This window comes from Rhodovulum bhavnagarense, assembly GCF_004343505.1.
Taxonomy (GTDB): domain Bacteria; phylum Pseudomonadota; class Alphaproteobacteria; order Rhodobacterales; family Rhodobacteraceae; genus Rhodovulum; species Rhodovulum bhavnagarense.
The window spans coordinates 1-22,562 of sequence record NZ_SLXU01000005.1; the positions used below are offsets into that span (position 1 = coordinate 1).

The 22,562-nt window shown below is 62.5% G+C and carries 25 protein-coding genes and 1 tRNA gene; 13 read left to right on the forward strand and 13 right to left on the reverse strand.

All coding sequences use genetic code 11. The features are described 5' to 3' along the window. The first annotated feature begins 347 nt into the window (after nucleotides 1-347). From fumC to EV663_RS06975, 4 genes are read left to right on the forward strand one after another with little or no spacing between them, the layout of a single operon-like run. Nucleotides 348-1,742 (forward strand): class II fumarate hydratase, encoded by a 1,395-nt coding sequence (fumC, locus tag EV663_RS06960; RefSeq protein ID WP_132951075.1) that lies wholly within the window; start codon nucleotides 348-350, stop codon nucleotides 1,740-1,742. Beyond that, nucleotides 1,742-1,924 carry a DUF4169 family protein gene (locus EV663_RS06965; protein ID WP_132951076.1) on the forward strand — a complete coding sequence of 61 codons (183 nt, stop codon included), beginning with the start codon at nucleotides 1,742-1,744 and terminating at the stop codon, nucleotides 1,922-1,924. The genes fumC and EV663_RS06965 overlap by 1 nt, the downstream gene beginning before the upstream one ends. Beyond that, a complete protein-coding gene (locus tag EV663_RS06970; RefSeq protein WP_132951077.1) occupies nucleotides 1,921-2,136 on the forward strand; it encodes a ribbon-helix-helix domain-containing protein in 216 nt (71 codons plus the stop codon). The genes EV663_RS06965 and EV663_RS06970 overlap by 4 nt, the downstream gene beginning before the upstream one ends. Before the next feature lie 34 nt (nucleotides 2,137-2,170). Further along, nucleotides 2,171-2,401: an N-(5'-phosphoribosyl)anthranilate isomerase gene (locus tag EV663_RS06975; RefSeq protein WP_132951078.1), complete on the forward strand. Its 231-nt coding sequence runs from the start codon at nucleotides 2,171-2,173 to the stop codon at nucleotides 2,399-2,401. Nucleotides 2,402-2,469: 68 nt separating this feature from the next. Here EV663_RS06975 and EV663_RS06980 read toward each other — a convergent pair whose 3' ends face one another. The 3 genes from EV663_RS06980 to EV663_RS06990 are packed head-to-tail and all read right to left on the reverse strand — an operon-like array spanning nucleotide 2,470 to nucleotide 5,818. Further along, on the reverse strand, nucleotides 2,470-3,816 hold the full coding sequence (locus EV663_RS06980; protein WP_132951079.1) for a cytochrome P450: 1,347 nt from the start codon (nucleotides 3,814-3,816) through the stop codon (nucleotides 2,470-2,472). After that, nucleotides 3,813-5,024, reverse strand: a complete 1,212-nt coding sequence (locus EV663_RS06985) for a hypothetical protein (RefSeq protein WP_132951080.1) — start codon at nucleotides 5,022-5,024, stop codon at nucleotides 3,813-3,815. Before EV663_RS06985 ends, EV663_RS06980 begins: the two co-directional genes overlap by 4 nt. A 41-nt stretch (nucleotides 5,025-5,065) precedes the next feature. Next, on the reverse strand, nucleotides 5,066-5,818 hold the full coding sequence (locus EV663_RS06990) for a cytochrome c biogenesis CcdA family protein (protein ID WP_132951081.1): 753 nt from the start codon (nucleotides 5,816-5,818) through the stop codon (nucleotides 5,066-5,068). A gap of 107 nt (nucleotides 5,819-5,925) precedes the next feature. Here EV663_RS06990 and EV663_RS06995 point away from each other — a divergent pair, with 107 nt between their 5' ends. Then, a complete protein-coding gene (locus tag EV663_RS06995) occupies nucleotides 5,926-6,189 on the forward strand; it encodes a sulfurtransferase TusA family protein (protein WP_132951082.1) in 264 nt (87 codons plus the stop codon). Here the strand turns inward: EV663_RS06995 and EV663_RS07000 are convergent. The 6 genes from EV663_RS07000 to purC all read right to left on the reverse strand — a co-directional run bounded on the left by EV663_RS07000 (nucleotide 6,186) and on the right by purC (nucleotide 14,143). Further along, a complete protein-coding gene (locus EV663_RS07000) occupies nucleotides 6,186-8,864 on the reverse strand; it encodes an Rne/Rng family ribonuclease (RefSeq protein WP_132951083.1) in 2,679 nt (892 codons plus the stop codon). The two genes, EV663_RS06995 and EV663_RS07000, sit on opposite strands and share 4 nt — an antisense overlap. A 410-nt stretch (nucleotides 8,865-9,274) precedes the next feature. Further along, a complete protein-coding gene (locus tag EV663_RS07005) occupies nucleotides 9,275-10,606 on the reverse strand; it encodes a sigma-54-dependent transcriptional regulator (protein WP_132951084.1) in 1,332 nt (443 codons plus the stop codon). A 22-nt stretch (nucleotides 10,607-10,628) separates the two neighbouring features. Further along, on the reverse strand, nucleotides 10,629-12,392 hold the full coding sequence (locus EV663_RS07010) for a sensor histidine kinase (RefSeq protein ID WP_132951085.1): 1,764 nt from the start codon (nucleotides 12,390-12,392) through the stop codon (nucleotides 10,629-10,631). A gap of 45 nt (nucleotides 12,393-12,437) precedes the next feature. Continuing rightward, entirely contained in the window at nucleotides 12,438-13,106 is a 669-nt protein-coding gene (gene purQ, locus EV663_RS07015) for a phosphoribosylformylglycinamidine synthase subunit PurQ (RefSeq protein ID WP_132951086.1), read from the reverse strand. Between the two features lie 21 nt (nucleotides 13,107-13,127). Further along, nucleotides 13,128-13,367, reverse strand: coding sequence for a phosphoribosylformylglycinamidine synthase subunit PurS (gene purS / locus EV663_RS07020; protein WP_132951087.1), 240 nt, complete (start codon nucleotides 13,365-13,367; stop codon nucleotides 13,128-13,130). A gap of 14 nt (nucleotides 13,368-13,381) precedes the next feature. Further along, the gene (gene purC, locus EV663_RS07025) at nucleotides 13,382-14,143 is read right to left on the reverse strand and encodes a phosphoribosylaminoimidazolesuccinocarboxamide synthase (RefSeq protein ID WP_132951088.1); all 762 of its coding nucleotides are present in this window, start codon (nucleotides 14,141-14,143) and stop codon (nucleotides 13,382-13,384) included. Nucleotides 14,144-14,381: 238 nt separating this feature from the next. Here purC and EV663_RS07030 point away from each other — a divergent pair, with 238 nt between their 5' ends. The 5 genes from EV663_RS07030 (at nucleotide 14,382) to EV663_RS07045 (ending at nucleotide 17,514) form a co-directional block, all read left to right on the forward strand. Then, on the forward strand, nucleotides 14,382-14,696 hold the full coding sequence (locus EV663_RS07030) for a DUF1476 domain-containing protein (RefSeq protein ID WP_132951089.1): 315 nt from the start codon (nucleotides 14,382-14,384) through the stop codon (nucleotides 14,694-14,696). A gap of 132 nt (nucleotides 14,697-14,828) precedes the next feature. After that, nucleotides 14,829-15,842, forward strand: coding sequence for a betaine--homocysteine S-methyltransferase (bmt, locus tag EV663_RS07035; RefSeq protein ID WP_132951090.1), 1,014 nt, complete (start codon nucleotides 14,829-14,831; stop codon nucleotides 15,840-15,842). Between the two features lie 121 nt (nucleotides 15,843-15,963). Beyond that, nucleotides 15,964-16,668 (forward strand): corrinoid protein, encoded by a 705-nt coding sequence (locus tag EV663_RS07040; protein WP_132951091.1) that lies wholly within the window; start codon nucleotides 15,964-15,966, stop codon nucleotides 16,666-16,668. 55 nt (nucleotides 16,669-16,723) lie between these two features. Then, a complete protein-coding gene (locus EV663_RS15590) occupies nucleotides 16,724-16,882 on the forward strand; it encodes a hypothetical protein (RefSeq protein WP_165910150.1) in 159 nt (52 codons plus the stop codon). Beyond that, the gene (locus EV663_RS07045; protein WP_132951092.1) at nucleotides 16,879-17,514 is read left to right on the forward strand and encodes a DUF1638 domain-containing protein; all 636 of its coding nucleotides are present in this window, start codon (nucleotides 16,879-16,881) and stop codon (nucleotides 17,512-17,514) included. Before EV663_RS15590 ends, EV663_RS07045 begins: the two co-directional genes overlap by 4 nt. A gap of 58 nt (nucleotides 17,515-17,572) precedes the next feature. Here EV663_RS07045 and EV663_RS07050 read toward each other — a convergent pair whose 3' ends face one another. Beyond that, nucleotides 17,573-18,004 carry a SufE family protein gene (locus EV663_RS07050; protein WP_132951093.1) on the reverse strand — a complete coding sequence of 144 codons (432 nt, stop codon included), beginning with the start codon at nucleotides 18,002-18,004 and terminating at the stop codon, nucleotides 17,573-17,575. A gap of 131 nt (nucleotides 18,005-18,135) precedes the next feature. On the opposite strand from EV663_RS07050, the gene EV663_RS07055 reads away from it, so the two are divergent. Further along, nucleotides 18,136-18,597, forward strand: coding sequence for a hypothetical protein (locus tag EV663_RS07055; protein ID WP_132951094.1), 462 nt, complete (start codon nucleotides 18,136-18,138; stop codon nucleotides 18,595-18,597). Nucleotides 18,598-18,623: 26 nt separating this feature from the next. On the opposite strand, the gene rnd is transcribed toward EV663_RS07055, so the two are convergent. From rnd to purM, 3 genes are all read right to left on the reverse strand, one after another. After that, a complete protein-coding gene (gene rnd / locus EV663_RS07060) occupies nucleotides 18,624-19,778 on the reverse strand; it encodes a ribonuclease D (RefSeq protein WP_132951095.1) in 1,155 nt (384 codons plus the stop codon). Nucleotides 19,779-19,963: 185 nt separating this feature from the next. Further along, on the reverse strand, nucleotides 19,964-20,554 hold the full coding sequence (purN, locus tag EV663_RS07065; RefSeq protein WP_132951096.1) for a phosphoribosylglycinamide formyltransferase: 591 nt from the start codon (nucleotides 20,552-20,554) through the stop codon (nucleotides 19,964-19,966). Further along, the gene (gene purM / locus EV663_RS07070; protein ID WP_132951097.1) at nucleotides 20,551-21,597 is read right to left on the reverse strand and encodes a phosphoribosylformylglycinamidine cyclo-ligase; all 1,047 of its coding nucleotides are present in this window, start codon (nucleotides 21,595-21,597) and stop codon (nucleotides 20,551-20,553) included. Before purM ends, purN begins: the two co-directional genes overlap by 4 nt. 104 nt (nucleotides 21,598-21,701) lie before the next feature. Between purM and EV663_RS07075 the strand changes: the two genes are divergently transcribed. After that, a tRNA-Ile gene (locus tag EV663_RS07075) sits at nucleotides 21,702-21,777 on the forward strand. 194 nt (nucleotides 21,778-21,971) lie between these two features. Continuing rightward, entirely contained in the window at nucleotides 21,972-22,520 is a 549-nt protein-coding gene (locus EV663_RS07080) for a hypothetical protein (protein WP_132951098.1), read from the forward strand. The last annotated feature ends 42 nt before the right edge of the window (nucleotides 22,521-22,562 follow it).

Sequence of the window (22,562 nt, forward strand, 5' to 3'; positions counted from 1 at the left end):
AAACACTCAGCCCTCGGCTGGAAATCACCCGTGGCCTTCGAACAGAGGGCCGCCTAACATGAGCACCTGACCGGAACAGAACCGGTGCAGGTCCACTGGAGCGCGACCTTGTTGCATTCCTGGCGGGTAACAAACGATTGAGGGCTCTCCACGACCGGCATGAGATTTGAGCACGTGCTCCTCATCGTTCAGCCCGCGAGATGGCCAAGGCGGGGTATCCATGGGCTTTGCGATCTCGACCCCGCCCTGTGCCTGTCCATGGTTGACCAGATCCGACCGCGTCCAATTGTCAACGCATGGTGGCGCCAGTATAGCGGGGGCAAGACGGAAAAGAGTGAGGACCCCCGATGACCGCCACCCGCACCGAGACCGACAGCTTTGGCCCGCTGGAGGTGCCCGCCGACAAGTATTGGGGCGCCCAGACCCAACGCAGCCTGATGAATTTTCCGATCGGATGGGAAAAACAGCCCACAGCCATCGTGCGCGCGCTTGGCGTCGTCAAACAGGCCTGCGCCGAGGCGAACATGAAGCTCGGCACGCTGGACGAGACGCGGGGAAAGGCCATCGTACAGGCGGCCTCCGAGGTGATCGCGGGCCGGTTCGACGAGAATTTCCCGCTGGTCGTCTGGCAGACCGGGTCGGGCACCCAGTCGAACATGAACGCCAACGAGGTGATCGCCAACCGCGCGATCGAGATCCTGGGCGGCACCATCGGGTCAAAAGATCCGGTACACCCGAACGATCATTGTAACATGGGGCAGTCCTCGAACGACACCTTTCCCACCGCGATGCATATCGCCACGGCGATGAGCGTGCGCGACGTGCTGCTGCCGGGGCTAGAAAAGCTGCTCGCAGGGCTGGAGGCGAAGTCCGACGAATTCAAGGACATCATCAAGATCGGCCGCACCCACACCCAGGACGCCACGCCCCTGACGCTGGGGCAGGAATTCTCGGGCTATGCCCAGCAGATCCGGCAGGGGATCACGCGGGTAAACGCGGCAATGCCCGGCATCTACGAACTGGCGCAGGGCGGCACAGCCGTCGGAACCGGGCTGAATACGAAAAAGGGCTGGGGCGAGGCGGTCGCGGCCAACATGGCGCGCATCACCGGCCTGCCCTTCGTCACCGCGCCCAACAAGTTCGAGGCGCTGGCCGCCCATGACGCGATGGTGTTCCTGTCGGGCGCGCTCGCGACGGTGGCGGGGTCGTGCTACAAGATCGCCAACGACATCCGGTTCCTAGGGTCGGGTCCCCGCTCGGGTCTGGGCGAATTGATCCTGCCCGAGAACGAACCGGGCAGTTCCATCATGCCTGGCAAGGTCAATCCCACCCAGGCCGAGGCACTGACCCAGGTCGCCGCCCATGTGATGGGCAATGATGCGGCGATCAAGTTCGCAGGTTCTCAAGGCCATTTCGAGCTGAACGTCTACAACCCGATGATGGCTTACAACCTCTTGCAATCGATCCAGCTTCTAGGGGATGCGGCCGACAGCTTCACCGAACGGATGCTCAACGGCATCAAGGCCAACGAGGCCCGGATCGAGAGGCTGATGACCGAAAGCCTGATGCTGGTCACCGCGCTTGCCCCCGAAATCGGCTATGATAACGCCACCAAGGTCGCCAAGACCGCGCACAAGAACGGCACGACCCTGCGCGAAGAGGCGGTCAACCTGGGCTTCGTGGACGAGGCGACCTTCGACCGTGTGGTCCGCCCCGAGCAGATGATCGGACCCAAGGACTGATGGCCGGCGGCGTCGTCAACCTGCGCGCCGCCCGCAAGGCCCGCGCCCGCGCCGAAAAGCGCGCCAAGGGGGATGAAAACGCCGCCAAGCATGGCCGCACCAAGGCGCAGCGCGCGCGGGAAGAGGCGGATGCCACCCGTGCGCGCAGCCAACTGGATGCGCACAGGCGCGGGAACGAATGAGCGGGCGGCCGGTCAAACGCTCGCTCACCCTGCGCGGGCATCGCACCAGCGTTTCGCTGGAGGATGAGTTCTGGGATGCCTTCCGCGAGATCGCCGAGACGGAAGGCAAGCCGATCAACGCGCTAGCCGCAGAGATCGACGAGGCGCGGGGGATCGAAATGGGGCTGGCCTCGGCGATCCGGCTTTTCGTTTTGCGCCATTTCCGGCGGTAATGCCGCATTAACACGTTTGCGGCAGGATCGGGGCATGACCCGGCTTCCCGATCACATGACGCCCGAGATCTGGATGGGCCAGATCTTTTCATCGAAATCCGCGCGTGAGGGCGGCATCGTCCGCCGCAAGCTGCGCGATGTCGAGCGGCTGATCGGTTGGGAGGCCTTCGAAACCGAACTGCGCCGTCGGGGATATCATGCCATCGAGAATTCCGGGCAGATCGTGATCTTCTGCAACAACGCGCCGGTGCGGGTGGTGTGTTAGGCAGATCTGGGGCGCAAAATTCTTGGGAGAATTTTGCCAAGGCTTTTCGAAAAGTCTTGGCCCAGATCCTAGCGCGGGCGCAGCCTCAGCCAGATCCCGTCTTTAGAACGGACGGTCAGATGCGCCACCGGCACCGGGTCGCACCCCTCCAGCCGTTCGAAGCGGAAGGCCTTGACCAGCATCGCGATGAAAAGCGGCCCCTCGACCATGGCAAAGCCCGCGCCGGAACAAACGCGTGGGCCCTCGGAAAACGGGATGAACGCCTCGCGCAACCCCGACCTGCCGTTTTCAGTCTGGAACCGGTCAGGATCGAACGCATCGGGTCGATCCCAGATCCGTTCATGCCGATGCAAATGCCAAGGGCTTAGAACGATTTGCGCGCCCTTCTCGATGTCGCGGTCACGAAAGCGTTCTTTTTTCGTGGTCTCACGCACCATCATCGGCACAGGTGGGTATAGACGAAGGGCTTCGCGGAATACGTCGCGCACGAATGACAGCTTCTTGAGGTCCGCGAAATCGGGATTGTCAGGAAACTGTGCAACCTCTGCAGCAACCCGATCCTGAATCTCTGGGTAAAGAGCCAAGAGGTATAGTGCCCAGGCCAATGACGAGGCCGAGGTTTCGTGCCCGGCGAGAAAAAAAATCGCCACCTGGTCGACCATCTCTTGCGCGTCAAAGGTCTTGCCCGTCACAGGATCGGCAGTCGTCATGATCTTTGTTGCAAGGTCATCTGGCGCGGTTCCGGCCGCGATTTCTGCCCGGCGCGCCTCGGTCAGTTGCAGGATCAGCCCCCGGATCGCGCGCGCTGTCTTGCGCGTGCGCGCCCGGTGCAGCCTTGGCATCCAGGGTGGCCCCTGAACGAAGGCCGCAAGGTTCAACAAGGGCTGGCTGCGCTGGTAGGCGCGGAACTGGGTAAAGGCGGCGGCGGCAACCTCGTCTTCGATCGGGATGGAAAACAGCGTGCGAAAGATCACGTCGGCGGCGGCATGGCTGGCCTCGGCCTCGATCTCGGTGATACCTTCGTTCAGTCGGTTCACCGCCGCGTGTCCCGCTGCGACCATCGCCGGAAAGGTGTCGCGCAATCGTCCGCCCTCGAATGCCGGGTCGATGATGCGACGCTGGCGCAGCCAGGTCTCGCCATTGGTCAGAAAGACCGAGTCACCCAGAAGCGGGCGCAGACCCGCCCCCACCCGGTCCGACTTTGGAAAATCCATCGGACGTTCGATGAGAACCGTCCTGACCAGGTCAGGCTGGTTGACGAGATAGGACCGAAAGAAAGGCGTGCGAAATTCTGCCATTCTGGCGCGATAAAGCCGGGCCGGCTGTGCCGAGAGGATATCGCGCCGAAACCGGCGGACATAGCCGATCAGCGAAACCTTTTGCGGACGTATCGCGGGCTTGGGCGGCAGGGTCATGGGTACTCCATAGAGGTAAAGCCACTCAGCGGACGGGTGATACGACTTGGCGACGGGGTGCGCCCGGCAAAGCGAGCGGCAAGCGTTTGCGGACCGGCGGTAATGCGGAAATAGTCATAATCCCCGGGAAGGTCGAAGGCGCATAGATACTGGAAATGCAGCCTGAAAAAGCGCCAGCGTAGCGCGCGCCACCGCGTGGGCGACAGCGTCCTGCTAAAGGCCGCCGAAACGATCAGCGGCCATTTCTGGCCTTCGGGCGCGACCCCCGATACCGCCACCGGATCGCATAGCGCAAAGGCACAGCCATCGCCCGGCCCGGTTACATCAACCCAGGCAACCCGGTCCTGCGCGGCCATCAACGCGAGGTCAGCCCTCAGCCGGCGCGCACGCGGCAGGAAACTGATCATCGGCACCACCTGACCTAGCGACAGTAACCCCACCGCCGGACCGTCAGCGGGCAACCGACCTGCGCGGACAAGATCGGCCAGGACGGACACACCCAGATGCGCACCCGAGGAATGCCCCACGATCAGCACCTCGTCGGCCCCACCAGCGGCCGCATCCGCCACCCGCTCGCCGAACTCCCTCAACCGCCGCGCAAGATCTGGGGGATAGGCGCCACCATGGCGCGCCGAATGAGCATAATCATGCATCAGGTAATAGGCAAAGACCTTGTTGTCACGTGACCGGAACCATGTCAGCACGGGCCAGATCGCGACCAGCCCCAGCCAGCCTATGAACGGCACGCCCGTCGCCCCAAGCACCGCGCCAAGACCACGCGCGATCAACAGCGCAAGGCAAAGTTGTGCCAGCAGGAAGACAATCGGATAAAGAGCCGCGATCGTCGGCCCTTTTCGCAGCCGCGCCAGCCTGAAAATGGCGCCGGAACCTATATAGATCGCCGCCGTCCTGAGCAGCTGAAAATAGGTGGCAAGGATAGAACGGCCCATCGAGTCGCGCACCAGATCGGCCCAGATCAGAACCTCGACCTCGGTATCGACCTCCTGCCCTTCTATCCTGGCGTTGACATGCCATCCATAAGGCCCGCCACCGCGCTTGGCACTCAGGGCGATATCATGCCCTGAAACCGCCGATTGCGCGGCGGCCTCCTTGCGATAAAGTTCGCGGTAACGTCGCGGATGAAATGGATCATAACCGGGGATGTAGAACACCCGACGATGCCGCACCCGCTTAGGATCATCTGACATTGCGCCCCCGGTTTCGTCCAGCCGCGGGCAGGTTAGGCCGCTCAGCCAAGCATGGCCAGTGTCGGAAATGTCTCAAGCAGCCAATAGGACAAGACGCTGAACGCCCCGGTGACAAGCGCAAGGCCAACCGCGATCAGCAGGCCGCCCATGACCTTTTCAATCAGGCCCATATGCCGTTTCAGCCGGTTCATGACACCCATCGCGCGCTGGATGAAAATCGCCGCCATCAAGAACGGTATTCCCAGCCCCGCGGCATAGACCGCCAAAAGGATTGTCCCGCGCGCGAGGTTCGCCTCGGATGCGGCAAGTGACAGGATCGCGCCCAGTTGCGGGCCGATGCACGGCGTCCAGCCAAAGGCAAAGGCCAACCCCAGAAGGTAGGCGCCAAGAGCCGACCCCCCCCGGTCGCCCGCGTCAAGCCGCGCCTCTCGATCGAGGATCGGGATACGGAACACCCCAAGAAAATGCAGACCGAACCCGATCACCACCAAACCGGCGATCCGGCCGAAAAGAACCTGGTTCTGCAAGAAGAACGCGCCGAAAGCCGAGGCGGTGAACCCCAGCAACAAGAAGACCGTCGACAACCCCAGCACGAAGAACAGCGCCGAAAACACCGCACGGCGTCTTGCTCCCGAGGCAGAGGTGAGATCGCCCATGGAAATCCCGCCCATATAGGCCAGATAGGGCGGCACGATGGGCAGGACGCAAGGGCTGAGAAAACTCAAGAGCCCCGCAGCCAGCGCCACGAACATACCGGGCAAGAGCCCCGCGTCGATCAACTCGATTCCGAACATCGCCCCTCCTGTCTGGCCCCGGCATAGCCTAGCCGGGACTGTTCGTCACGCGGCCAAGTCTCACAAAACCGTGGACAGGGGGACGCGCCCGCCCTACCCCAGCGCGCATGAACGAGACCATTGAAATCGACGCGCGCGGCCTGCGCTGTCCGCTACCGGTTCTGCGTTTGCAAAAGGCGCTGCGCCAGATAGCGCCCGGCGCAACCGTGCAGCTGATGACGGATGATCCGGTCGCAGTAGTGGATATTCCGCATTTCTGCATCGCGGCCGGGCATATCCTTGTCGAAACACAAGAACACGGTGCGGCGCACGTTTTCATCGTGCGCCGCACCCCCGTGACATTCGCGAAAGACGAGCATCCAGACCGTTAACGGCCCAGCGACCACCAGCCGCGTTTCTTGGGCTTGTCATCGTCCTCATCCGCCGCGGCACTGCCGGCCGGGCTGGGATCGGGTGCAGGCTGTAACCGCGTATCGCTCGCAGGCGCCGGTTCGGGCGCGGGCTGAGGGGCGGCAACAGCTTCGGATGATGCCTCTGGCGCAGGACGAGCTGCCAGGTCGGATTCTGCTTCGGCTTCGGCTATGGGCGCCTCGGCCGGGGCGGAAACGACCTTTTCAGGCTCGTTCTGCAAGTCCGGCGTATCTTGCGCGGAAATTTCAATACCAGGCTCGGCCTCGGCCGGTTCGGCATCGCGAGAAGCAGAATCAGCCTCTTGGACCGTTGCCTCGTCGGTGACTGCCTCCTCACGCGTATCTGCGCCGTTTCCGCTATCGTCGCCCGTGCCCGGTTTCTTTTTCCGACGACTGCGGCGGCGACGTTTCTTTGACTTTGCTCCACCGGATTTATCGGTCTCGCTCTCGGCATCGGCGGCGTCAACGTCTTCTTCCTCGGCAACCGCTTCGGGCAATTCAGACGTGTCGACAGAAATCACCGGCGCGGCCATGTCGGGGACGGGCCGGGTTGCGGTCTTGAAACGCTCGATGTTGAAATCCGGCGGGATCAGGAAGGCATCCGCCTCGATCCGAACCGAGATGCCATAGCGAGCCTCGATCTGCGCGATATGCTCGCGTTTCTGGTTCATCAAGTAATTGGCGATGCTCACTGGCACCTTGACCAACACCTCTTTGGACCGGCCGCGAACGCCCTCTTCCTCGATCTGGCGCAGGATCGACAGTGCCAGACTGTCATCGGAACGGATCAGCCCGGTGCCATGGCAATGTGGACAAGGCTGGGTCGTGGCCTCGATCATGCCGGGGCGCAGGCGCTGGCGCGACATTTCCAAAAGGCCAAAGCCCGAGATGCGCCCGACCTGGATGCGCGCGCGGTCATTTTTCAGCTTTTCTTTGAGGCGCTTCTCGACGGCGGCGTTATTCTTGCGCTCTTCCATGTCGATGAAATCGATGACGATCAGCCCGGCAAGGTCGCGCAGCCGCAACTGGCGCGCCACCTCTTCGGCGGCCTCCAGGTTGGTCTTGAGCGCGGTTTCCTCGATCGAGCCTTCCTTGGTCGCCCGGCCCGAGTTCACGTCGATCGCCACCAGAGCCTCGGTCACGCCGATCACGATGTAGCCGCCCGATTTCAGCTGGACGGTCGGGTTGAACATCGAAGACAGGTAGCTTTCCACCTGGAACCGCGCAAAGAGCGGCATCGCCTCGGTGTAGTGCTTCACGTTCTTGGCATGGGACGGCATGATCATCTTCATGAAGTCCTTGGCCACACGATAACCAGCCTCGCCCTCGACCAGCACCTCGTCGATCTCGCGCGAATAGAGATCGCGGATCGACCGCTTTATCAGGTCGCCTTCCTCGTAGATCGGTGCAGGCGCGATCGATTTCAGCGTCAATTCGCGGATCTGTTCCCAAAGCCGCATCAGGTATTCGTAGTCACGCTTGATCTCGGACTTGGTGCGCTGCGCACCTGCTGTTCGTATGATCAGGCCCGCGCCCTCGGGCACGTCCATCTCTGCCGCGATTTCCTTTAGCTTCTTGCGGTCGGCGGCATTGGTGATCTTGCGCGAAATGCCACCGCCGCGCGCGGTGTTGGGCATCAGGACGCAATAGCGGCCCGCGAGGCTGAGATAGGTGGTCAGCGCAGCGCCCTTGTTGCCGCGCTCTTCCTTGACGACCTGGACCAGCATGATCTGCCGGACCTTGATGACCTCCTGGATCTTGTAGCGACGCGGACGCGGTTTGCGAGGGCGGATTTCCTCGGTCACGTCCTCATCGGCCACCGATTCGATCTGGTCATCGCGTGCTGCCGCGTCTGCGGTGTCCGCGTTTTCGTCCCCGTCCTCATTACCGGACTGGGGCGCTGCATCGGGCCTTTCGCCAACGCCGGCGGGTTCGACCAGTGTCATTCCCTCGGCCTCGTCGACCGTCACGGAATCGTCGCCTGCGCCCAGGTCTACGACATCCATTCCAGCGATACTGACGGATGGATCGCGCGTTTCCACCGGATCGTCACTCTTGGCGGCAGCAGCGATCGTGGTGGGGGGACTATTCTTTGCCGTGTCCTCGTCTTCGGAGATGCCGCCGGTTTCGGTCGGTTCGGAATTATCCGCCTGATCGGCCGCGCCCGCGTCATGGCCAGCGGTGTCCGACGCAATGGCCGCATCCGCGGGCTGCGGCATGTCATCGGTCAAGTCAGGCTGATCCCCCTTGGACGACTCGGGTTTCTTGCGGCTGCGTGAACGCGAGCGAGAGCGTTTCGGCTTTTCCTTTTCCCTCTCGGCCGGCTCCTCTTCTTCAAGCGCTTCGGCATAGGCGCGTTCTTCGGCCAACAGCGCCTCGCGGTCGGCAACCGGGATCTGGTAATAATCGGGATGAATTTCCGAGAACGCCAGGAAACCGTGCCGGTTGCCGCCATACTCGACGAATGCCGCCTGGAGCGAGGGCTCCACGCGGGTGACTTTGGCTAGGTAGATATTGCCGGCGAGCTGGCGTTTGTTGACCGACTCGAAATCGAACTCGTCAACCTTGTTTCCGTCCACCACAACCACGCGGGTCTCTTCCGCATGGGTGGCATCGATAAGCATTTTCTTTGCCATTTCAACTCTTTGCACCACGGCGCGGCGCCCCCTGGCGGGGCGCCGCGCGATCGTGGATGTCTTGCTGGGGCTAGGACGCGCGGGGTAAGGGCGCGGGCGGCGGCCATTGGCCTGCCCCGTCCCTGCCTGTCATGCCTCGCGCTGTCCATCGCGGTTCTTCTCCGATGCCGCGAAAGGTGCGACATCCTCTGGTTTGACCCCGGTAAAGGCCATTACCCACCGGGAATGCGGTTGGCCCTGGGGGCCCGATCGGTCTGTTTCGCAACGGTCCGGACGATCATGCCTCTGGAATGCGCGAAAAACAGCGAATCTCTAATATGCGGGCGCGCCGAATGGCGCGCATGACCACCAGATGACATTAGCGGGGAAGACGCGGCAAATACAATGCTCTTTTTCCTGTTGCAGGAAAATCACAGGTAATCGGATCGCGAGAGCCCGTATTTCGCCATCTTTTCGTTCAGCGTGCGTCGCGGCAGGCACAGCTCTTCCATGACCGCCGCAATTGACCCCTTGTGGCGCCGCATCGTGTTGTCGATCAGCATCCGCTCGAACGCCTCGACATATTCCTTGAGGGGTTTTCCCTCGGTGGTCATCACCGGGCGCGTGGCCTCGTTATCGGCCATCAAAAGGCTGGCGATGGTGCCCGAGCCGCGGCGGTTTTGCAGCACCGCACGTTCGGCGACATTGATAAGCTGGCGCACATTGCCAGGCCAGGGCGCCTGCATCAGCTGCGCGGCCTCTTGCGCGGTTACATCGGGCGCGTCGCAACCGTATTCCTCGGCGAACTGATCCGATAATCGCGTGAACAGCGCCAGTATATCCTCACCCCGGACCCGCAGCGGTGGCAAGGTAATGCGCATCGCCGCCAGGCGATAGAACAGGTCGGGACGCAGCGCATCCTCGACCGTGCGATCCTGTTCTTGCAGATTCGAAACCGCGATGATGCGGGTCTCGGCCGGACTTCCCTGTTCATTGAGAAAGGTCAGCAGGCGGGCCTGAAGCGAGGCCGGCAATGCCTCGATGTCTTCAAGGCAGAGCGTGCCACCGCGGGCTTCCTCGACCGCGGGCAGCGCGCCGCCCTCCTGCGGCGGGCCGAAAAGACGCGCGGCGAGTGCCTCTGGGGCGTGCGCGGCACAGGCGATCTGAACGAACTTGCGCGCCGCACGGGGGCCGACCGCATGCAGCGCATGCGCCACGAGTGTCTTGCCCGTACCGGTTTCCCCGTCAATCAGCACATGGCCATCGGCCTGTCCGAGATCGAGAATATCATCGCGCAACCTCTCCATCATCGGAGAAGACCCGATGAGTTTTTGCACCATTCCCGGACCATTGGCCAACTCGCGGCGCAGCGCGCGATTGTCCAGCGTAAGCCGCCGGGTGCGCGTCGCGCGCTTTGCCAAGTCTGTCATCCGGTCGGGATTGAACGGTTTTTCCAGGAAATCGAAAGCCCCGATACGCATGGCCTCCACCGCCATGGGCACGTCTCCATGGCCGGTGATCATAATCACCGGCAGGCTTGAATCCTGCCCCATCAGACGCTTGAGAAAGGCCATTCCGTCCATACCCGGCATTTTGATGTCGGTCACCACCACGCCGGGGAAATCCGGGCCGATTTCCTTTAGCGCATCCTCGGCACGAGCAAAGGTTGTGGTGTCAAATCCGCTCAGTGCCAGCCACTGGCTGATCGACTGGCGCATGTCCTGCTCGTCATCGACAATCGCGATCTTCATGGATTGTGCCATGTTACGCTGTCTCCGCTTATTGTTATCCCGTGGCTTCCATGTCCTGTTCCAGTATCGGAAGCTGAACCTCGAAGACTGCGCCCCTCTCGCGCGCATTGCGCGCAGTCAGCCTGCCGCCAAGATCGCTTACGATCCCAGAGGAAATCGCCAGGCCTAGCCCCACTCCATCGCCCGGCGCCTTGGTGGTGTAGAACGGCTCGAACAATTGGTCGATATCCTCGATACCCTGGCCATTGTCCCGCACCGTCATGGTCGCGGTCTCGCCCGCCGAAAGGATGATGTCGATCTGCGGGTCGGCAATGTTGCGCGTGGCATCCAGCGCATTGCGCAACAGGTTGATGATGACCTGTTCCAACCGGATGCGGTCGCCCATGACCATGACCGGCTCGCGCGGCAAGGACCGCGTGATCGTGACGCGATGACGTTTTAGCTGAGCCTCCATCATCGACAACGCCCCCGAGACGCAGGCACGCATGTCCATGGGTTCGACCGCATCGCCGCCCTTGCGCGCATAGCTTTTCAATTGTCGCGTGATCGCGCCCATCCGCTCGATCAGGTCGTCGATCCGCTGAAAGGATGACAGCGCCTCTTCGGGACGGCGGCGCTGCACCAATAGCCGCGCCCCGGCCAGGTAGGTCTTCATCGCTGCAAGTGGCTGGTTCAACTCGTGGCTGACAGCGGCCGACATCTCGCCCAAGGCCGCCAGCTTGGAGCTTTGCGCCAGGGTCTGTTCCGCAACCTCGAGATTTTTCTCGGCCCGCTCGCGTTCGGCGATCTCTCGTTGCAATCGAGCGTTGAGTTGACGCAACTCAGCGGTTTCGCGCTGAAACACGACCGAACGCAGCTGGGCCCGGCGCGACAACAGGTAAAAGCTCAACGCGAGAAGGATCGCGAAACCCATGATTTCCAGCGCCAAAACCGCGTTCACCCGGTCGCGGATCGAAACGTAAGAGGTAAACGACGTGATCCGCCAGCCCCGAAAAGGAATGCGCGCGTCGTTACGCATCACCGCTTCGCCCATCAGGTAGGCATCGGGCGGCAGCGTGCCCCAGTCGGTTGTCGCCTGGATCGCGCGGGCAATCGCCGAGGGCGCAGAGCGTGCAACCAGCGCCTCGGCAATGGTCAGACCCCGCCAGCGCGGCTCGGTGGACAGGATGATCTGACCCTCACTGTCGGTCACGAGGATAGCGTCTGAAATGCCGGCCCAGCTTTGTTCGAACTTGGCAAGGTCAACACCTACGACGATGACCCCCAGCTTTTTTCGGTCTGCATTGATCGATCGCGCATAGCTGAACGTGAACCCCCCCGCATCGGTGCGCGAGATCAAGAATACGGTGTCATTTGACCGCTGCGCCTCGACGAACACGCCAGAACTGCGCAGGTTCGCACCGATTTTCGCCCGATCGCTGGCCGCCACCACCCGACCGGCATTATCCAGAAGTTGCAACGAAGCCGCCCCGATCTCGTCGACATAGGAAATCAGACGTTGCGAGCTTTGACTGAAATCGCCCGATCCAAGCGCGCCGATCAGCGTGGGATCGCGTGACAGCAACAAAGGCACCACGGATGCGCGCTGCAACTCGCTGACAACGTTCCCGGAATACAGGGCAAGCCTGACCTGCGCGCGGTTGCGCGTACTTTCGGTGAGCCTTTCGGTCAACCAGTTATTGGTATTCCAGACGGTCGCAACGGCAATCGCGAGCAGCAGGACCAAGGCAAGGCGCGGGGGCCAGCCCCTGCCGGGTGGCCACGCATACCGGACAGGGGATGTACCGCGTCGAACCATGACGCCAAGGTAAGCCCTGGCACTGGCCTGCTCAAGCAGAAGGGCTCAGGCTGGCGTCAAGGCGCCGATCAACGCGCGGAAAAGCGCCGCCCCGTCAGTATTTCCATGTGCCGGTTCCGCGGCGCGTTCCGGGTGGGGCATCAGACCAAGAACACGGCGGTTTTCGCTCAGAATGCCCGCGATATCGGCCACAGAACCGTTGGGGTTGTCGCAATAGCCAAAGGCGATGCGATCCTCGTCCCTGAGTCGTGCAACCAGGTCGTCGGGGGCCACGTAATTGCCGTCATGATGGGCCACGGGAATGGTGATCCGCTGTCCCATCTCATAGCCGCTGGTAAAGATGCTGTTGGTGGTGCTGACCGTCAAGTCAACGGGCTTGCAAACGAATTTCAGGCCCGCGTTGCGCATGAGCGCCCCGGGCAGCAGCCCGGTTTCGGTAAGAACCTGAAAGCCGTTGCATATCCCGAGCGCATAACCGCCGCGATGCACGTGCTCGACCACGGCCCGGCAGATCGGCGAGCGGGCGGCAATCGCCCCGCAGCGCAGGTAATCGCCAAAGGAAAACCCTCCGGGAATGCCAACAACATCCACGCCTTCGGGCAGCGCGCTGTCCTTGTGCCAGACCATGGTGACATCCGCGCCCGCGTTGCGGAAGGCGACGGCAAGATCCCGGTCGCAATTGGAACCGGGAAAAACGAGAACGGCGGCTTTCATCGGGTCACTCCTGCGTCCGGCTCAGCCGATCTCGATGTCGTAGCGTTCGATCACGGTGTTGGCGAGCAGCTTCTCGCACATTTCGCGCACCTTGGCCTCGGCGGCGGCGATGTCGGTCTCGGCAAGATCCAGATCGATCACCTTGCCTTGGCGTACATCGTCCACCCCCTCGAATCCGAGTGCCCCGAGAGCATGGGCCACCGCCTGGCCCTGCGGGTCCAGGACGCCGTCCTTCAGCATGACATGAACGCGGGCTTTCATCGGCGGCGGTCCTTTCAGTTGATCAGCGTGGGCTTGGTGGCATGTGTCACGTTGGAGGGCAAAACCCCCAATCGCCTTGCCACTTCGGTATAGGCATCGGTCAGATTGCCAAGGTCACGGCGAAACACGTCCTTGTCCAGTTTTTGACCTGTCTTGATGTCCCACAGCCGGCAGCTATCGGGCGAAATCTCGTCGGCAACGATCAGGCGCATGAAATCACCCTCCCAGATGCGACCGATCTCGATCTTGAAATCAATCAGCTTGATGCCGACCGCCAGCATCACGCCCGAGAGAAAGTCGTTGACCCGCAGCGCCAGCGCCACGATGTCGTCCAGATCCTGTTGGCTGGCCCAACCAAAGGCGATAACATGTTCCTCGGTGACCAGCGGGTCGCCCAAGGCATCGTCCTTGTAGTAGAACTCGATGATCGGACGCGGCAATTGCGTCCCCTCTTCGATCCCCAGCCTCTTTGACATGCTGCCCGCAGCCACGTTACGCACGACCACCTCTAGAGGGATGATCTCGACCGAGCGGATCAATTGTTCGCGCATGTTGATGCGCTTGATGAAATGGGTCGGAACGCCAATCGTGTTAAGACCGGTCATGAAGAACTCGGACAGGCGGTTGTTCAACACCCCCTTGCCCTCGATCACGTCATGCTTCTCGGCATTGAACGCAGTGGCATCATCCTTGAAATACTGCACCAGCGTGCCGGGCTCCGGCCCCTCATAGAGAATCTTTGCCTTGCCCTCGTAGATCTTCTTGCGCCGTGCCATGGAAACTCCGATCCGGTGCGCGGGGTAGTCCCCGCGCGGTCTGGATGCGCTTTTAGGGCAATGCGCGGGGTGCCGCAAGGCACGTGGGCTGACCCGCTTCCGCGCGCCGGTCCTGCCCTGATCCGAACCGCGCACCATGCCGCGCGCCAAGGATGCATTTAGATGCAACAAGGCTAGGCATGGCGCGCATCTTCCCTTAAATGGCACGGGAAACCGGACTAAAGGAGGGCCAAGGCCGATGACCACCTTCGACGACCGCGAAAACGCGTTCGAAAACAAGTTCGCCCACGACTCTGAACTTCAGTTCAGGGCAGAGGCGCGGCGTAACAAGTTGCTCGGCCTCTGGGCCGCTGACCTGATGGGCATGTCCGAAGAGGCCGCTCTCGATTATGCCAAGCAGGTTGTGAAGGCCGATTTCGAAGAGGTCGGCGACGAGGACGTGTTCCGCAAGGTGGCGGGCGACCTGGGCGACAAGGCCGACGAGACCACGATCCGCAGCAAGATGGCGGAACTGATGGCCCTGGCCAAGGAACAGGTCATGAGCGAATCCTGAGGCGGGCGCCTCGCGACCGGCCTCAAGATCATTATGACGAAAACGCATTTGCGAAGGTGGGTCAGGCATGGCACCCCTTCGCAGTAATGCCGCCCGGCGGTTCGCCGCACCGGGCACTAAAGGAGTTTACAGATGAGCGACGCGCTATCCCGCATGCTGGCCGACCGCGACTGGCTGATGGCCGACGGCGCGACGGGCACCAACCTGTTCAACATGGGACTCAGCTCGGGCGATGCCCCCGAATTGTGGAACGTCGACAAACCCGAAAATATCCGCGCGCTCTATCGCGGCGCGGTAGAGTCGGGCTCTGACATCTTCCTGACCAATTCTTTCGGCGGAAACGCGTCACGTCTGAAACTGCATGACGCTCAAGGCCGGGTGGGCGAACTCAATCGCGTGGCTGCGGAACTTGGCCGAGAGGTCGCCGACAATGCGGGGCGCGAGGTCGTCGTCGCCGGCTCGATGGGACCGACCGGCGAGATCATGGAACCGATGGGCCCCCTATCCTACAGCACCGCGGTCGAGATCTTTCACGAACAGGCCGAGGCCCTCAAAGCGGGCGGCGCGGACGTTCTTTGGGCCGAAACGATCAGCGCCCCGGAGGAATTCAAGGCCGCCGCGGAGGCCGCGAAACTCGCCGGCATGCCCTGGTGCGGCACGATGAGCTTTGACACCGCTGGACGTACCATGATGGGCGTCACCGCAACCGACCTCGCGGAAATGGTCGACAAGTTGCCCTATCCGCCACTGGCATTCGGTGCCAATTGCGGTGTCGGTGCCTCGGACCTGCTCCGTACCGTGCTGGGTTTCGCGGCGGCAGGCACCGAGAGGCCGATCATCGCCAAGGGCAATGCCGGCATTCCCCGGTATGTCGAGGGACATATCCACTACGACGGCACGCCCGAACTGATGGCTGACTATGCCGTTCTGGCTCGCGACTGCGGTGCACGGATCATCGGCGGTTGTTGCGGTACGACGCCTGCCCATCTCAAGGCAATGCGCAGCGCATTGGAAACCCGCCCCGCCGGCCCGCGTCCCAGCCTTGAGGAAATCGCCGACAAGCTGGGCGGCTTTTCCTCGGCCCGGGACGGGACCGGCGACGAGGATGGCGCCCCGGCGCGTCCACGCCGCCGCCGCCGTGGCTGAACGCCAGGTCGCACGCGCAATATGCCATGTCGCACCCGGTAAAGTGACCGGGACGAAAAGGTTCGAAACTTGATCAATCGGGGCGCGAACCACGCGCCCGGTGAAGCGGAGCAAAGCCAAGATGGCCGAGGAAGACGACGACCTGATCCTTGCGGACCTGTCCGATGACGAGCTTGTCCCGCAAATGGGCGACGATTTGTATGACGGCCTCAAGGACGAGGTTGCCGAAGGCGTCAACATCCTGCTGGAACGCGGCTGGACCCCCTACCGTATCCTGACAGAGGCGCTGGTCAGCGGCATGACCGTGGTCGGCAACGATTTCCGTGATGGGATCCTCTTTGTGCCCGAGGTCCTCCAGGCCGCCAACGCGATGAAGGCGGGTATGGCGATCCTGAAACCGCTGCTGGCCGAAACCGGTGCGCCGCGAATGGGCAAGATGGTGATTGGCACCGTCAAGGGCGATATCCACGATATCGGCAAGAACCTCGTCGCCATGATGATGGAGGGCGCCGGTTTTGACGTGATCGACCTGGGTATCAACACGGATGTCGACGAATATCTAGGCGCGCTGGAAAAGGAACAGCCCGATATCCTCGGCATGTCCGCGCTTCTGACCACCACCATGCCCTACATGAAGATCGTGATCGATACGATGGCGGAAAAGGGCATCCGTGATGACTATATCGTTCTGGTGGGCGGCGCGCCCCTGAACGAGGAATTCGGCCGCGCCATCGGTGCGGATGCCTATTGCCGCGATGCCGCGGTCGCCGTGGAAACCGCGAAGGCCTTCGTCGCGCGAAAACATAATCGAATGACGGCAGGCTGATCGCTCTTGGGCGGGGGCCCTACCGGCTCCAGCCCTGGTCGACGAAGGACGAGCCATGCCCTTTCACCGTTTCGCAACGATCGTCACAAGCGTGATTGCGGCGGCTGCGCTGACTGTCATGCTTGCGGCTGCATTGCCCGGTAACGCGGCGGCCCTTCTCCTGCCGCTGAGCCTGGCCGGCGCCGCGCTCCTGCATCTGCTGCCGCGGCGATGATTGTGCCGATTGATGGCCGCCTTGCCCGCAACGGCCTGCCCGCCGCAGGCAATGCTCGTACCCTGGTCATCGCCTGCGGTGCGCTTGCGCATGAAATAACTGCCCTTAAGCGCCTCAACGGCTGGAGCCATCTCGACCTGGCCTGCCTTCCCGCGATCTGGCACAATCACCCCGAGCGGATCGTGCCCGGCGTTGAAGAGGCCGTGAGGCATCATCGTACCGCCTATGACACAGTCCTCGTGGCCTATGGGGATTGCGGCACCGGCGGGAAACTCGCGCAGACCTGCGCAACGCTCGGCGTCGAGATGATCGCGGCCCCCCACTGCTATGCATTTTACGAGGGCGCCGACCGCTTTGCCGCCCATCCCGAAGAAATCGCAGCCTTCTACCTGACCGACTTCCTTGCCCGGCAATTCGACGCCTTCGTCTGGCGCCCGCTCGGGCTCGATCGCTGCCCCGAGCTGGTGCAAAGCTATTTCGGAAATTACGAGAAACTGGTCTACCTCGCCCAAACACGCGATCGCGCGCTTAACGCCCGCGCAAGGGATTGCGCAACGCGCCTTGGATTGACCTACGAACGCCGCCTCACCGGCTACGGCGACCTGCCCGCCTTTCTCGCGCCGCGCGACTGATCTTCTTCTTGGTTCAAATACCCAAAACGAATTTTCGTAGAAAATTCGCACCGATCTGTCATTGCCCGGCCACGCAGGCCGCCGCCTGGTCGCGGATGCGCGCGACCATGGCCCGCACCCCGTTCGACCGCTGCGAGGACAGGTGCTCGTCCAGCCCCAGGCGCGCCAGTTCCTCTCCGGCATCGACCTTCAGCACCTCGGCAACCTCCAGCCCGTCGTAAAGCGCTTGCAAAACCGCGATCAGCCCGCGCACGATCATTGCATCGCTATCGCCCTTGAACCGATAGACCGCCCCGGCCCCCACCCCCTCGATCTCGGGCCTCAGCCAGACCTGGCTCGCGCAGCCCTCCACCTTGGTTGCCGGCACCTTGAAGGCCTCAGTCAGCGGCTCCATGGCGCGACCCAGTTCGATGACATGGCGATAACGGTCTTCCCAATCTTCGAGGAATTCGAAGGTTTCCACGATCTCCTCGAACGCAACACTTGCCATCGGCCAGCCTCCAATCTTGTCCCTTTCCACTTATGCCCCAGCTTGCGAAAGGTCCAGACCGGGCATCAGGCCAGCCTTTTCAAGAGCCTCCGATTGGGCTAGGCCGGTGTGAGACATCCCGGGGAGTCCAAATGCGCGCACCGCTCATCGCCATTCTGACCGCAAGTCTTGCGCTTACTGCCTGTTCGGGCGTGCGCGACTCTCGCCTCAATCCCTTCAACTGGTTCGGACAGGCCCAGGAAACAAGGGCTACAACCGTTACCGCCAGCCCTCAATCCAGCGATCCCCGTCCGCTTGTCGCGCAGGTGAGCGCCGTTGCGGTTGATCGCATCCCCGGCGGCGCGATCCTCAGAGCAACCGGTCTGCCAACGCGGCAGGGCCATTGGGATGCCGGCCTGGTCGCCATTCCCAACGATGAGCCTGGGCTGTCCATCTATGAATTCCGCGCCGCCGCCCCCCTGACGGCAACAGCCGCGGGCACACCACAATCGCGCGAAATCACGGTGGGTCTTTATCTTTCAGACCAGGATCTCGGACCGATCCGCACCATAGTCGTTCGCGGCGCGCAGAATCAGCAGACCGTCCGTCGCTGAGCGGCCCGCCCGCGCAGCGGGCAGGGTCAGAGTGAAACGACCGCCACCGAATTGCCCTTCGCGGCCAGCGCGATCTCGCCCGAACACAACCGCAACGCATCCGCGCCGAAAACCTCGTGGCGCCAGCCCCGCAGGGCGACGACGTCACGTCGTCCTGCGGCAATGGCATCGAGATCCGCCGCATTGGCGATCAGCTTTTGCGCAACGCCTGTCTCTTCGGATTTTGCTTTCAACAACACTCGCAGCAGGTCTGCCAGCGCAGGGTTAACCTGCAACTTGTCAATGTCGCGGTCGGGTTGGGGATAATCCTCGGGCGCGGTATCCTGCGCGGCACCGATCGCGGCGACGATGCCCTCGGCAATCTCGCCTCGCCGCGCCTCGCGCAGCAAAAGCCTTGCGCGCGACAGATCCTCGGGGCCTTGCGGCCTTGTCGAGGCCAGTTCCAGCAATGCGTCATCCTTGAAGACACGGGTCCGCGGAATGTTGCGGGACTGTGCATAAGCCTCGCGAAAGCGGGCCAATTCGCGAACGGCTGCGAGGAACTTGCCCGAATTGGTACGCGTTTTGACCCTTTTCCAGGCCTCAGAGGGGCGCACGATATAGGTTTCGGGATCGGTCAGAACCGCCAGTTCCTCCTCAAGCCATTTCGCACGCCCGGTACGATCCAGCTCGGTGGCAAGATATTCGTAGATGCCGCGCAAATGCGTCACATCGGCCAACGCGTAGGTTTTTTGGGCATCGGTCAGGGGACGGCGCGACCAGTCGGTAAAGCGCGAGGTCTTGTCCAGGTTGGCCTTGACGATCTTTCGCACCAGTGTTTCGTATCCAACCTGTTCGCCGAAGCCGCAGACCATCGCTGCAACCTGCGTGTCGAACAGGGGCTGGGGAAAGACCTTGCCCTCGGTAAAGAAAATCTCCAGGTCCTGCCGCGCGGCGTGGAACACCTTGACGACATTCGCGTTGCGGAAAAGCCGATAAAGCGGCTCCAGCGACAGCTCACCCGCCAGCGGATCAACCAGAACGGCCTCGCCATCCTTCCCCGGAAGCGCCATCTGAACCAGGCAAAGCTTGGCGTAATAGGTCCGTTCGCGCAGGAATTCGGTATCAAGCGTCACATAGGGCGCCTTGGCAGCCATCTCGCAAAAGGCGTCCAGTTCCTCTGTCGTGCTCAGTGTTCTCATGTCTGCCCGTTTCAGTTCCTGCCTGCCGCAAGCCTCCGTGATAAAGAAACGGCATCGCCTTGGAAAGGGGCGTTGACACCGGCGCGACAGCGCGAAAACAGGCCCCGGCGCGGCCGCTTGGGAAGTTCAGACGCCTGGGGAGCGTCGCGCAGACAGGGCCGGGCGCAACCGCGTGCCACAGCCGTTCACGACAGCATGACCGGCGTCCTGTCGCCTGCCGCGTAGCGGCGCAACACCTCGGGATAGAGCCGATGCTCCATGGGCAAGACCCGTTCGGCCAGCGTCCGGGCCGTGTCGCCGGGCAGGATCGGCACCCTCGCCTGTCCCAGCAACGGCCCGCCATCCAGTTCCGCGGTCACCTCGTGCACGCTGCACCCGGCCTGTTCGTCGCCCGCCTCGATCGCGCGGGCATGCGTGTTCAACCCGCGATACTTCGGCAAGAGCGATGGATGGATGTTCAGCATCCGCCCTTGCCACGCCGTCACGAACCCCTCGGTCAGAACACGCATGAAGCCCGCCAGGCAAAGAATATCGGGTTGCGCCCGCTCCAGCTCTTGCTGCAACGCCGCCTCGAAAGCCACGCGATTCTGTCCAAACGGCTTGTGATCGACGACCGCCGTGGGAATCCCCAATGCCGCGGCCCTTTCAAGGCCGCCTGCGCCGGGTACGTTCGAAACCACCAGAACCGGCCTCGCCGGATGATCGCCCACCATGCTTTCGGCCAGCGCCACCATGTTGGAGCCCGACCCCGAGATCAGGATCGCGACGCGCTTCACGACAGGTTCCCGCGATAGCGGATCCCCTGCCCCGGCGCGACCCGGCCGATATCGAACACCGTTTCTCCTTCGGCGCGCAGCAGCCCGGCCAGAGCCTCGGCCCGGTCGGGCGCCACGACCAGCACCATGCCGATGCCGGCATTGAAGGTTTTCAGCATCTCGCCGTGCTCAAGCCCGGCCACTTCCGACATCCAGCCGAACACAAGCGGCAGGTGCCAGGCATCAAGATCGATCTCGGCCCCCAGCCCCTCGGGTAGGACACGGGGCAGGTTCTCGGTCAGCCCTCCGCCGGTGATATGGGCCAGCGCCCGCACCCCGCCAGACCGGATCGCGGCCAAAGCAGGTTTCACGTAAAGCCGCGTGGGCGTCAGCAATGCCGCGCCGAGAGAGCCATCGGCAAAAGGCGCAGGGTTAGACCAGGACAGCCCCGCGCGTTCCACCACCTTGCGCACCAGCGAGTAGCCGTTGGAATGCACCCCATCCGAGGCCAGCCCCAAGAGTACATCGCCCTCGGCCACGCCGGCAGGCAGCTCGGTGCCCCGCTCCATCGCGCCCACGGCGAACCCCGCCAGATCGAAATCGCCATCGCCATACATGCCAGGCATTTCAGCCGTCTCGCCACCGATCAGCGCACAGCCGGCCCGCACACAGCCTTCGGCGATACCCTCGACCACCTGCGCGGCCTCGTCCACGGCCAACTTTCCGGTTGCGAAATAGTCGAGAAAGAACAGCGGCTCTGCCCCCTGGCAAACCAGGTCGTTGACGCACATGGCAACAAGGTCGATTCCCACACCGCCCACCTCGCCCGTATCTATGGCGATGCGCAGCTTCGTGCCGACCCCGTCGGTCGCGGCGACCAGCACCGGATCGGCATAGCCCGCGGCCTTGAGATCGAACAAGGCACCAAACCCTCCGAGACCCGACATCACGCCCGGCCGCGCGGTGCGTTTCGCGGCAGGTTTGATCCGCTCTACCAATGCGTTGCCCGCATCGATATCGACACCCGCTTGCGAATAGGTCAGACCGTTCCTGCGCTCGCTCATCGCCGCCCTCCTGAAATATGGGCCTTGCGTTAGCCGATCCCCCGCCCGCTGTCCACGCCCCCGCTTGACGCCCCGCCCTTCGCGGCCTAGGCAAAGGTCCAGGCGGGCCTGTAGCTCAATGGTTAGAGCAGAGCGCTCATAACGCTTTGGTTGGGGGTTCGAGTCCCTCCGGGCCTACCATATCGAGACACGGCCCTCGGTGGGGTTAGGGTGATTACCAGCCGGGCCGGTCTGGTCGCGCCTGAACATCCGACCACAAAGCGCCGGATCGGCTAACTCCTTTAGAATGATTGGATCGACTTAATTGCCAATCGATTTCGGCGTCCGGTTGTGGTCTGATACTCAAGGTAATTCTTTGGTTTTACGGCACGAATATGTTCGACAGAGATAAGAGCGGGGAAATCCTGAGCACGGCAGAGGCGCGTTCAAGGACGCTCGTGTCGGATCTGCTGGTGATGACCGAGGCGGGCGATCCCGTTCTGAACGACTATTGCGAGGTGATGGCCCGGCTGCGGGGCACGACACATGCCTTCGTTGTACTGATCTATGAATCGCAGTTTTATTTCATCGGCCGTTACGGCTATATCGACGTGCGCTGCTCTATCCCGACAGAATCTCAGCCTGACTGGCGGGGCGAGGCGCAGGTTGAGTACGTGGACCCCGCCGAAGAAATCCCGGGCGGAGAACTCTACCCGGCCGACCTCAGGGCGAACAGCTATGTGCATTTCGCCCCTCTGAAGCTGGATGGCATCCCGGTCGGCATGGTCGGTGTTGCCAACCGCGCGCCGATGACAACGGCGACCCCCGATCAGCGAATCGCATTAGATGTCATGGCGCGGTTGACCGAAACCTATCTGGGCAAGCATCAGACGCTGAAACGCCACACGCAGGAAATTTTCGGCATGTTGCAAGGCGACACCTAGCCGGGCGCGCCGCCTCTGCCTGCGCAATAGGGCCAGCACACC